Below are 8,511 nucleotides of genomic sequence, written 5' to 3'. Positions count from 1 at the left end.
CTCAGGCGCGGGTTGTGTTCACACTCCAGCATTTCGCCGTGCTGGAGGGACTAGCGCGGTCCCTGTAGGAGCTGGCTTGCCTGCGAAGGGCTGCGCAGCAGCCCCATAACCCTACCCGACAGGAATACACCACCAGAAGGCCATTAGCAGAAAGCCAGCCGCAAGCGTGATATCCGGCCCGCCGCTCATCAATGATCCTGCCTAACTAACAGGGTCCTGCCCGTTTCGCTCCATCACCTTCCCACACTGCTCACTGGCCAAACGGCTGATGATCCGGATCGCCTGGTGGATACCGGCAGTGTTGCGAAAGCTCAGGTGGGGGTTGTGTTCGCACTCCAGCATTTCGTCGTGCTGGACCAGGGCTTCGCCTAGCAGTTCGAGGGTCCAGGCGTAGCTTTGGATGGTGGATAGGCGTTCTTGGTCAGTCATGGTGCACCTCCGATTGGGCGGAGGCGGAACGGGATTGGCTGGAGGTGATGTAACTGAGCGTCGTCCAGGAATAAAGGTGGAGAACGGATGCGAGGATCTTGGTTGAACGTGAGGTAGGCATGCATGCGGTCCTTTTCGGTTGAAGCACCACGCTGACCGTCGCCAAACGGTTAGGGTGGCAGCTGTACGCAGGTTGGCGAACCGAGGAAAAGGAACTCGGCAGACCCGAAGGTCTCCCACGCACAGCCGCCATTACACGAAACTGCGGACGCAAAAAAAGCGCCTGCAATCGTGGTCGGGGCGCCGTTGCGCCTTTTCGTTCGGGTCGCCAAACCCGGTCGCGGAATTGGCCGCGACTTGAGCAAGGTATCGCTGAGGGTGCGCTAATGCAAGGTTCTCCATTGTATGAATATTCGCGGAAAACTGTAGGAAAAAGTCAGCTAGGGGAGCGAGTCGTAGCTAGAGGACCTGAAACACGACAACTCATTCTGGTGCGGAGACAGGAATCGAATATTGGCTTATTCATCCAGTATTTACTGGTCATTCACTCATGCAATCCTTGACCGTATCCCTAAATCACGAAGCACCTTCCTTGGCAACAGGTCGTGCACTCAGCTTTGCGACTCTACTCCTGGATGATCATCCCAATCACATACGCCACAGCTGAGATAGCTATCACCGCTCGGCGGAATGTCGATATCGTAATGACTCCTTACGTCTCGTGACTTACAGACCGGACACTGATCTGTCCGATCCTGCCTGGCACGATTTAGAACCTGCATGGTATGACCTACCACGGTTGAGCAAGAGTGCATTGCGATCGAGGAGGCCGTACGACTTGCACTCTTCGTATGCGTTAACCAGTTGGCAAGCTGCCAAGCCTCCTTCGCAAGGTTCTTGAGGTGCTGCCGTAGTGCCTTGTTGCTCGCGCCCGCACACAGTTGATTCATCAGGAGATCCGACCATGCGATAAAATTCGCATCCTGAGGCTGCTCGATTTCTACCGGAATCTCACATAACCCACGAACCGTAGTGATTAGGATCACCAGAGCTTCGCGAAGGAGCATGCCTACCGCTTGGAAATCTTCCGCTTCAACGGCGGACACCAAACGATCTTCGGCTTGGTCCATGCGCCGGAAAACTTCATCAAAAGGATTCGGCTCAGAGTTAGGCTCCTGCTGACCACGGAGCCGCATCATGAGCCCTATGTGAAAGGAAAGGGTGTAGTCGAGCGACGGGAAATACTTCTGTGAGTAAAGGTTGGTCATGTTGGTGATCACCCACCACCGGTCCTTATCGGTAGTGACGTCCCAGACCTCAAAGACCTGTCCTACCGCAATCTCCTTCTTGATGCGTTCCACATGCTGGACAATCTCATCAGGTGCTTGGCCCTCGACATAACGAGCGATGTCCTTCTCAGCGTGGTAATCCCTGTCAGGGCTGTACCTAGATAACTCATCAGGCGGGACGGGGTGATCATGAAAAACGCAATCGCCTTCTACACAGGTGCCTGGCTCGTCAATCATTGCTGCGCTTCCTCGCAGGTGGAAATCGGCTTGATAGCATTTTGGAAGGATTATCACCAATCCAGCCGTGTCGACGTCTGGCATCTGCGCCTGAGAACGCATTCAGCATGGGGCTGGTCAGCGGTTGTGCAAAAAATCACACACATGCTGCTTGTTAACCTGGTTCACCAGTTCACTAAGCTGGGCCCCCTCCCACTAACAAAGAGCCGCGGGTTTCCCGCCCCGTAATGCACCAATTCTCCTAGGGTCCCCGGAGCCTTTCCTGATTGGCACCGTCACGTGATCTTGCCTCGCGCTGGAGGTTTTGATTCCTCATGGGCGGGGGAATCAGCACTGTAGCGCGGAAGGAAGGTTTCACGTGTTGCATGTGTTTCGAAGCCACTAAGCAATTGATTTTAATTAAGTTAACCCAGTAAGTACTTACCCGAATGCGCGTGTAACAGGAGGAGCGAAACGTGTAACGGTGTTACTGACGATCCTGTCCCAGGAAGTGGTGTAACTGAACCAGCCGAAGGCGCCCTGCGGGCGAGAGAGGATGGTAATCGTGGTTCTTGACTAACGTTGAGTTTGCGAAGACCAAACACTCACCAAAGAATCCACGATGACCAAACCCACTATCGCATTGACCGAGTTGGTTGAGAAAGGGGCAGACGCTGATCTGCTCAAGCAAATGACCCAGTTCGTTGCCCAGCGCATGATGGAGTTCGACGTCGAAGGGCAGTGCGGCGCCGGCTTCGATGTCAAAAGTCCAGACCGGACAAATAACCGCAATGGCTACCGTGATCGCCTTTGGCAAACCCGCGCAAGCGACGTTGACCTGGAGATCCCGAAGCTGCGCCAAGGCAGTTACTTTCCTGGCTTTCTTGAACCTCGACGTACCGCCGAGAAGGCCATGGCGGCGGTGATCCAGGAGCCTACATCCAAGGCGTTGCAACGCGTTCGGTGGACTAACTGGTCAAGGCCATGGGCATGACCGGCATCTCCAAAATCCAGGTTTCACGGCTAGCTGGTGAGATCGATGAGCGCGTTCACGCCTTCCTCGACCGCCCGCTTGAAGGCGTCTGGCCCTATCTCTGGATCGATGCCACCTACGTCAATGTGCGGAAGGCCGGGCGCATCGTCTCGGTCGCCGTAATAATCGCCGTGGCCGTGAACACTGACGGTGGCCGCGAAGTCCTGGGCATGCGGGTTGGGCCGTCAGAGGCTGAGCCGTTCTGGACAGACCTCCTGTGCAGCCTAATGTGACGTGGCTTGCGGGGCGTGAAGCTGGTCATCTCCGACGCCCACGAAGGTCTGAAAGCTGCCGTATCCAAGGTATTCAATGCGACTTGGAGTGCTGTCGCGTGCATTTCATGCGCAATGCCATGGCCCATGTCGGCAAAGGCCAACGCACCATGATGGAGGCGCGGCTGCGCACGGTCTTCGCCCAGGACAGCCGCGCCGAATGCCATCAGCAATGGCGTTTGGTTGCTGATCAGCTATGCGAAAAATACCCCAAGATCGCGGCGCACATGGCGTTCCCCAAGGCGCATCGACAGCAGTTGCACAGCACCAACCCGCTTGAGCGGCTCAACGCCGAGATCAAGCGTGGCACCGATGTCGCAGGGATTTTTCCCAACGATCCAGCCATTACGCGGCCGTTAGGCGCAATGCTGCTGGAGCAGAACAACGAGTGGTGCCTGCAACGACGTTGCATGCAGTTGGAGGCCTTTGAGGCAGTCAGCGATAATCCACAGGTCAAGCTGTTGGTCGTGATCAACTAAACGGCAAACTCATTGGCCAGAGCCATGATGAGTTATACCACTTCCTGGGGCACGATCGAAATAGAACACGCGAAGGCATGCCGCGTCTACGAGACTGTGGTTTTTGGTAGCCAGGGTTTCAAATCGTCCAGGATCCGAAACGGTGGCACCAATCGTCATGATGCATTAGAGATTTAAACCAACAGATCATCATCAAGTATCGGCCGAATCGCTAACACATGACCTGGCCCTGATGGATGTCCTAGCATTAATCGTGTCACCTCCCATGCTGCATCTTAGCGCTCTTAACCCTTTGTTATCACAGCGTTTCTTCGCTTTGACGGCCGTTAACCCTACAACTCCTAAAACCTTGAGGCCGGCAATTTTATTCAAGGGCTCTAGTACAGAGCCCACTGAATCTTTACGACACCTGCACCACGTAGAATTTCATTCTCTCCTGAGCCCTCCAGGGATCTCGGAGCTTCTAAAGCCCGAAACGTCCCATCATACTGAAGGGGAAAAGCTTGGTACCCTCACCTATTGCTGTGAAGCTCATTCCTATAGGAATTACAGACTTATGATCGGGCTTAGAACTTAGCGTCGAAATTCGTTTGCCTTATGACCATTTTTCCGCAAAAATGGCCTTTTGCCACGAAACCTAACATTCTGCCATCGGAATAATTACATGGATGCAATCAACGAATTAATTAGGGAAATTGAAAATAACGACCTCATGACTGCCGCCCTGCATCACAAGTCATTTAAATCAACGGCTTCAGATATATTAAAAACTCATGACTTAGACTATAGAGTCATTGATGCCTGGGAATCACTTGGAAAAAGTGTAATCAGCTTGCACTCAGCTTTACGAGCTGTAGATGTTGCTGACAAAGCATCCGGCGCTTGCTCCCTAGTTGAAAGAAAGCTTAAAGTATTCATATACGCACAAATCGCCGAAAAAGTGCAGCTAACAAAGAAAGGGCGATTTGGACCGGGCGTCTCAGGTCAGGAAAAAAAATCTGCAGAAACGTTAAATTCTTTGACCAACCAATTACTAGGCTCAATTCAATATAGCACCGGCTACACAGACATATGCAATAATTTTTTTGATCGCTATGTATCTTTAAATGGTGTGGATCTCGCCCCCGAAAAAGACAGCAAGACCCAACTGCAAGAATATTGCCAAGGGGTTGGCCACAAGCTCCCAACCTACACTCTGCTTGAGGAAAATGGCTTTGCTCACGCAAAGACTTTCAAAGTTAGCGTTCAGGCTTTGGGCGTTCAGTCCTTAGGCACAGGTTCTTCTAAGCGGATCGCCGAATTAGAGGCAGCCAAAGCCTTTATCGCTACACACGCGTTACAGACACCAAGAAAGAAAAGCTTAATCTACACCTACAACCCTACAAACTATAAAAAAATCGCCAACCAATTAACCAAACCATCTACATTCAGAAACTTAAATTCAATATTAGAAAAACTAAACCTTCCTGACTGGACTCTATCTCTTGTAGGGTTGGCTTTGACCCACAGAAGTTATAACTTTGGTAAGTCATGCTCTGTCCTTGGAAAAAATAATGCAGTACTCGCCTTTCTGGGGGCCAGTGTAATCGAGTGGTTAGCACACGATTCGGTTATAAAAAATTTTAGCTTGGATGACCTAACCAAAGCAGGTGGAATACGAGAAATTGTTAGAACACTTGTAAACGCATCCAGCATTGCAAAACTTTATGACCAGTTGCTATCAGAAAAAAACTTACTCCTAGGGCCAGGGGAGAAGCATTTAACTCAAGCAATCAAAACAGAATTCATTCAAGCACTATTCGGCGTCCTGCTCATAGCAAAACTAGAAAAAATATCAAATGCCAACAGCTTTATCGGAGACACCCCGCTAATGCTTGAGCATTTCATACACAACCCTCGAAAAATGGATATCTCACGGGATAACATAATTCCACCAAAAACCTCCTTCCAAGAAACATGTCAGCTTCTTGGAATTAAAGTAAAATTCCAAACCGAAGTTAATTTTCTTAACCAAAAACGTATCGCCAAGCCCAGCATAGTTTTAAACTCACAGTTCTTAAAATACGCATTAAGAATAGATGGTGAAACGGTTGTATCTCAGAAAAATGATGGCACCCCGAATACAATCCTGGAGTCAAATCTAACAATAGAACACAAGAATATATTTGATAGCGTTCTCACTTCAAAACGAGACTTGACCTCTAACTCTGAGAACAACGTATATATTGAGTGGCTTTTGAAGCACTCGATAAGCCTCGCAGGAAGTGCTGGCGACAAAACAGGGACTTCACAATCAGCAAAATTAATTAACAATAACTTTTTAGGCGTTAACTTTGCGAAAAATTTAGACTTTGAAAAATTTGAGAAATTCATAACATCAATTTACAACCATGCCAACCTAGACTTGAATTCAGCAAGAGAGAACATTTTAAAATATTATGGACATGCCGGAAGAAGCGTAAACTCAAAAGAAGTTCGCAGGCTTTCCAAGACAATCAGCTCTATCGAAGAAGAGCTATCCCAAGCTGATCCTCTTCGCGAAGGATCAGACCTGAGGGATACGGCGGCCTTCAAAGGATTAATTTCCGAAGCAACATCATATCGATTGAAAGGTGGCGACATCGCCATCACGACCATTGCAGAAATAATTGAAGAATTTGAATTACTCCAACGAGGTAAGGCAAAATTAACTTGCCTACTTGACGCCAATGCACAGATTATTGAAATAGACGGCTCACATCTCTGCTTACTAGATACGGTAAAAGGTCACTTAATACAAGATGACTTGGTCACAATTGAGTTCAGCAGTCAAGACAAAGAGCTTTGCTTAAAGGTTGACGGCCTGTCAGAAGAAAACCAGAGTGCTGTTCTAGCATCTTTAATCTGGAATGACTTGAGGATAATACTCCCCATAACAGACTTTAAAAAATCACCAACCTCACTTCATATCACCCTCAACTCTCTCAGTACAAGTAAAATTCGAAATACCTCCTTAGGGTTATGGTGGCAGTACCATTTCAAAGACCCATACGCACTTGCTGCAAATGACCGCATAGCCTCAATTCTCCATGATATTAAAAACAGCATCTTAGGATACTGTTTTACTTCAGCATTTGCTAGAGAAAAGAAATCTGGGCGGGAACGATACTTGCTTGCGGCCGAAGCTAGTGGACATTTGGATACTGCCAAAGCAGCACTGGAAATAGTTAAAAGCCTTTCAGATCAAACGGGGCCAACAACCATATCGCCAATAAATATTGGTGACCTGATAAAAACACTGGTAACCGAGCTATGGTCATGGATGCCTAACTCTGTAACATTAATATTTACACCATGTGAGTCAGCCACTAGAATCTATACTGACGACCGTCGTTTGCGCTCATTGATCTCTAACATTGTAAAGAACTCAGTTGAGGCAATGAAAAACCGAGGCACCGTTAATCTCTTATACAGCATCGAGACGGATCTCGAAGGAATTGAGTTTAGCGTATCTGATACAGGTCCAGGCTTTACTGAAGATCAACTTGCGTCTCTCAGATCCGGCACCCCGTTGAAAACCTCAAAAAAGTCCGGTCACGGAATAGGCCTCATGGCAGTTATGCTAACCGCTAAGGAGCTCGGAGGAAATATAGCTTTTTCCAATACCGACAGCGGAGGAGCTTGCGTGAAGGTCTGGGTGCCTTCGATCCAAGAGCATGAAGAAAACGTACATGGAGCCGAGTCATGATAAATTTACTTTGGGCGGACGACCAACAAGACGTAGTTTCAAGTGCCGCAAGAGTTTTGAATTTAGAGCATATCAACTTTCATTTCTCGCCTGATGGCGAAGATGCTCTCAGAAAGCTACAAACAAACACCTATGATCTGGTTTTGATTGATTTGGCTATGCCTCCTGGTCGCTGGGGCGGATTGTGGCTTCTACAGAAACTACTTGATTTGAAGATCGATATACCATCAATAGTCGTCTCAGGAGAAGGCAGCCAAGCGGAGACTATCAAAGCTCTCAGGCTTGGAGCTGTTGACTATGTAACGAAAGAAAAATTGACAAGCGAGCTTTCTGGACAACTAAAAAAAGCTCTAAAGAGCGAGTCAAAAAATACAGTAGCTTTAGCGGAAGCAATTAAGACCGGTGAAACAGACACCATTGAGTTCAAGTCCACTTTGAGAGTCAACCTACATACTGGCCAGAAAGATCGGGAGATGGAGAAATCCGTTCTTAAAACCGTTGCTGGCTTTTTAAACGCCTCTGGCGGCTCTTTATTTGTCGGGGTTAGTGACGACGGGACACTTTTGGGGATTGACAATGACTCGTTCCCGAACGCGGATAAATTTCAACTTCATTTCTGGAACATTTTCAGAGAAGCGATCGGCGCAGAATATTCGGAGTTTATTAAAACCGATATCATTGAGAGTCATGGGAAGTTGATCTTCCACGTGAAAAGCCTACAAAGCAATAGACCGGTTTTTTTGAAATGGAAATCTAGCCAAAGTAAAGTAGAGGAGCACTTCTATGTTCGAGTGGGTCCACAAACAGACCTTCTCGGGATAAGACAGGCCTTGACATATATAGAAGATCACTTCTGAAATAAACAGTTAAGCGTTGACCCCACCAGATGAGTCAACGCTCTACGACGTCACACTAGATCATGCGGACACGCCAAACATTATAGCTTCCAAATCATCATAACTCGAATAGGCGATGCGACTTGACATTTGAATTCGAGCGCATCACCGCACTTTGATATAGCAATGCACTCAGCGAGCAATCATACTAGCGCATTGACAGTTTAGTT

At 48.4% G+C, this 8,511-nt stretch carries 4 protein-coding genes and 1 pseudogene; 3 read left to right on the top strand and 2 right to left on the bottom strand.

Annotation, left to right across the window (positions count from 1 at the left end; genetic code table 11):
* Nucleotides 1–201: 201 nt before the first annotated feature.
* Nucleotides 202–429, bottom strand: coding sequence for a hypothetical protein (locus tag RR51_RS24615; RefSeq protein WP_015268870.1), 228 nt, complete (start codon nucleotides 427–429; stop codon nucleotides 202–204).
* A gap of 611 nt (nucleotides 430–1,040) precedes the next feature.
* Nucleotides 1,041–1,955: a gamma-glutamylcyclotransferase gene (locus RR51_RS24610; RefSeq protein ID WP_039614961.1), complete on the bottom strand. Its 915-nt coding sequence runs from the start codon at nucleotides 1,953–1,955 to the stop codon at nucleotides 1,041–1,043.
* 601 nt (nucleotides 1,956–2,556) lie between these two features.
* Between RR51_RS24610 and RR51_RS28580 the strand changes: the two are divergent.
* From RR51_RS28580 to RR51_RS28575, 3 genes and pseudogenes are all read left to right on the top strand, one after another.
* Nucleotides 2,557–3,718, top strand: a pseudogene (locus RR51_RS28580) (IS256 family transposase).
* A gap of 664 nt (nucleotides 3,719–4,382) precedes the next feature.
* Nucleotides 4,383–7,445, top strand: coding sequence for an ATP-binding protein (locus RR51_RS29695; protein WP_082044755.1), 3,063 nt, complete (start codon nucleotides 4,383–4,385; stop codon nucleotides 7,443–7,445).
* Nucleotides 7,442–8,302, top strand: a complete 861-nt coding sequence (locus RR51_RS28575) for a response regulator (protein ID WP_052261100.1) — start codon at nucleotides 7,442–7,444, stop codon at nucleotides 8,300–8,302. Before RR51_RS29695 ends, RR51_RS28575 begins: the two co-directional genes overlap by 4 nt.
* Nucleotides 8,303–8,511: the final 209 nt, after the last annotated feature.

Origin of the sequence: Pseudomonas sp. C5pp (assembly GCF_000814065.1) — a bacterium.
GTDB lineage: Bacteria > Pseudomonadota > Gammaproteobacteria > Pseudomonadales > Pseudomonadaceae > Aquipseudomonas > Aquipseudomonas asiatica.
This window is presented reverse-complemented; position numbering and strand designations above follow the sequence as displayed.

Coding starts and splice junctions, on each gene's coding strand:
- RR51_RS29695 (WP_082044755.1), top strand. CDS start 4,383: ATGGATGCAATCAACGAATTAATTAGGGAAATTGAAAATAACGACCTC.
- RR51_RS24615 (WP_015268870.1), bottom strand. CDS start 429: ATGACTGACCAAGAACGCCTATCCACCATCCAAAGCTACGCCTGGACC.
- RR51_RS28575 (WP_052261100.1), top strand. CDS start 7,442: ATGATAAATTTACTTTGGGCGGACGACCAACAAGACGTAGTTTCAAGT.
- RR51_RS24610 (WP_039614961.1), bottom strand. CDS start 1,955: ATGATTGACGAGCCAGGCACCTGTGTAGAAGGCGATTGCGTTTTTCAT.